Source organism: Mycobacterium sp. (genome assembly GCF_032159765.1).
Lineage (GTDB): Bacteria > Actinomycetota > Actinomycetes > Mycobacteriales > Mycobacteriaceae > Mycobacterium.
This window is the reverse complement of the sequence record NZ_JAVHWM010000236.1, coordinates 1-2,652: the sequence shown is the minus strand read 5'-3', so window position 1 is coordinate 2,652 and position 2,652 is coordinate 1. Positions and strand designations below refer to the sequence as shown.

Here is a 2,652-nt window from a genome sequence, read left to right as displayed (position 1 = left end):
CTCGCCGACCCAGCCGCCCAGTACGACGCGACTGCGCAGGCCCGGAGCGTGGTCGGGCTGATCGAGGAGCTGGGACTGGAACGTCCGGTGCTCGCCGGGTACGACGTAGGCAGCCGGATCGCGCAGGCCATCGCCAAGAGCCGGCCCGAGCTGGTGCGTGCGCTGGTGGTCGCGCCGCCGCTTCCGGGGATCGGGAAGCGAGTCTTCGACCTGCAGTCGCAGCGCGAGTTCTGGTACCAGGCATTCCATCAGTTGCCGGTGATCGAGGAACTCGTCGACGGCAAACCGGACGCGGTCCGGGCTTATCTGCAGCACTTCTGGACGCACTGGTCCGGGCCGGGGTTTGAGACCGAGCTCGATCACCTGGTGTCGGTGTACTCGCCGCCGGGCGCCTTCACTGCGTCGATCAACTGGTACCGGGCCGGTGCGGGATCGGTGGCTGCCTCCGCCGCCGAGCAAGCTCCGCCGGCCGACGAACGGATCGGCGTACCGACGTCTGTACTGTGGCCGGAGCATGATCCGCTGTTCCCGCGGGAGTGGTCGGACCGGCTTGACGAGTTCTTCGGCGACGTACGGCTGCAGTTCGTGGACGGGGTCGGGCATTACGCGCCACTGGAGTATCCAGAGGTGCTTGCCGAGGCCATTGTCGCGAGGGCGGATTAGGCTGTCAGGCGTGGCGACACATGACAGCACGGTTCATCTGCCGACGCCGACGGTGCGGCCGTCCGTGGGTCCGCTGGCGCGGCTGGCGCCGGAGCCGGTGCGGTACCTGCTGAACTGGGGCCGCAAGTACTCGCTCTGGGTGTTCAACTTCGGCCTCGCTTGTTGCGCGATCGAGTTCATCGCGGCGTCGATGGGGCGGCACGACTTCATCCGGCTCGGCGTCATCCCGTTCGCGCCCGGACCGCGGCAGGCCGACCTGATGGTCGTGTCCGGCACCGTGACCGACAAGATGGCGCCCGCGATCAAGCGCCTGTACGAGCAGATGCCGGAGCCGAAGTACGTCATCTCGTTCGGCTCCTGTTCCAACTCTGGCGGCCCGTACTGGGACTCGTACTGCGTCACCAAGGGCGTCGACCAGATCATCCCGGTGGACGTCTACGTGCCCGGCTGCCCGCCCAGGCCGGAGGCATTGCTGCAGGGCATCCTCAAGCTGCAGGAGAAGATCGCCGGCGAGAACCTGGTCGCTCGCTACGAACCGTCCCCGCAAGCGCTCACCCGCGGCCTCGTCCTGCCCCCGGCCGACGGGGTCCAGCAGTGACCGAGGCGCTGCTGCCACAGGCGATCCGCGTGCTCGCGGAGGCGGGTGTGATCGCTATGCGAGCCGAGAGCTTCGGCCCGCCGGCGCTCGACGTACCGGCAGACTCGTGGGTGGCCGCGCACGGGGTGCTGCGCGACGAGGTCGGGCTGAGCTTCTTTGACTTCCTGACCGCGAGTGACGAGCTGGCCGACGGGTTCCGGATTGTCACGCACCTGGCGGACTTCTGGGGCGGATCGCACGTCGAGCACCTGATGATCCGCACGCTGGTCCCGCGCGCGACTCCTCACCTGGCTTCGCTCAGCAGCGTGTACGCCGGCGCGAACTGGCATGAGCGGGAGACGTTCGAGATGTTCGGGATCTCCTTCGACGGGCATCCGAACCTGATACCGCTGCTGCTGCCCGACGGGTTCGAGGGCAACCCGCTGCGCAAGGAGTTCGTCCTCGCCTCCCGGGTGGCCAAGCCTTGGCCGGGGGCGAAGGAGCCGGGCGAATCCGACCATGGCCCGGCTGCAGCGAAAACGGGCGCCCCGAGCCGGCGTCGGACGTTGCCGCCGGGGGTGCCGGATCCGGAGACGTGGGGCCCGCGTCCGCCGGGATCACCAGACCCTGACCCGCTCGCACCCGCACTGGCCGCGTCCACTCCGGCCCGTCCTCGCCGTGCCGGTGCAGAACGCCGCGCGCCCGGCGGACGCCGTACTGCCGAACAAGCCGAATCCAGGCCCGCCGAAGCCAACGAGGCTGAAGCCGAGACGTCGGTAATCCCACCGGGCGAAACCGAAGGTCAGGTCTGAGAAGGCGGCTGATCCAATCGCTCCAGCGGCTGCCCGGTCAGATCTGCAATCAGTTCAAAGTCCTTGTCGAGGTGGAGGACGATCAGGCTGGCAAGTTCGGCGGTTGCGGCGAGCAGCAGATCTGGCACGGAGGGTGCTCGGTGTTGGCCTCCAACGGCTAGAAGGTTCTGTAGTGCAGCAGCTCTCCGCTCGATGGCTGGAGTGCTGTTCTCGATCGGCATCGATGAGATCGGCGGATGTTGCAGGTTGGCGCGGAGGCCCTCGGCCGTCCGGGCGGAGAAACCAACCTCGAGGAGTGTGACCGTAGTGATGTGAACGAGTCCGCGGTCGATCCGATTCGCCCATTGATCGACGTTGCTGCTTTCGCCAAGGCGCACCAGCGCGGACTTGTCGATGAGCCAGCGCCGAGCCTCAGCGGTCGGAGTCACGACCAGGCCTGGCCCATCACTTCGGGATCAGCCAGCTCCTGGACCGTGCGAGAGAACCGTCGCAGATCGGCTGCCGTAACTGTCGCGTCAGTACGTCCGGCCTCCTGGCTGAGTTGTCGACGTAGGTATTCATTCCTGGACAGCCCAAGGTGGTTGGCCCGGGTATCGATGA

5 protein-coding genes are annotated in these 2,652 nt (G+C 67.5%); 3 read left to right on the top strand and 2 right to left on the bottom strand.

Annotated features, from left to right (window positions below; genetic code table 11):
• The 3 genes from QOH60_RS28605 to QOH60_RS28595 all read left to right on the top strand — a co-directional run.
• On the top strand, positions 1 to 663 hold a 663-nt coding region (locus tag QOH60_RS28605; protein ID WP_526425268.1), incomplete at its 5' end, for an alpha/beta fold hydrolase.
• Positions 664 to 673: 10 nt separating this feature from the next.
• Entirely contained in the window at positions 674 to 1,261 is a 588-nt protein-coding gene (locus QOH60_RS28600; protein WP_526425267.1) for an NADH-quinone oxidoreductase subunit B, read from the top strand.
• A complete protein-coding gene (locus QOH60_RS28595) occupies positions 1,258 to 2,052 on the top strand; it encodes an NADH-quinone oxidoreductase subunit C (RefSeq protein WP_526425266.1) in 795 nt (264 codons plus the stop codon). Before QOH60_RS28600 ends, QOH60_RS28595 begins: the two co-directional genes overlap by 4 nt.
• On the opposite strand, the gene QOH60_RS28590 is transcribed toward QOH60_RS28595, so the two are convergent.
• Together QOH60_RS28590 and vapB are read right to left on the bottom strand one after the other, a co-directional pair.
• Complete coding sequence (locus QOH60_RS28590; protein ID WP_526425265.1) at positions 2,043 to 2,480, bottom strand: PIN domain-containing protein; 438 nt, start codon at positions 2,478 to 2,480, stop codon at positions 2,043 to 2,045. The genes QOH60_RS28595 and QOH60_RS28590 overlap by 10 nt on opposite strands.
• Positions 2,477 to 2,650 carry a type II toxin-antitoxin system VapB family antitoxin gene (gene vapB / locus QOH60_RS28585; protein WP_526425269.1) on the bottom strand — a complete coding sequence of 58 codons (174 nt, stop codon included), beginning with the start codon at positions 2,648 to 2,650 and terminating at the stop codon, positions 2,477 to 2,479. Before vapB ends, QOH60_RS28590 begins: the two co-directional genes overlap by 4 nt.
• Between the last annotated feature and the right edge of the window lie 2 nt (positions 2,651 to 2,652).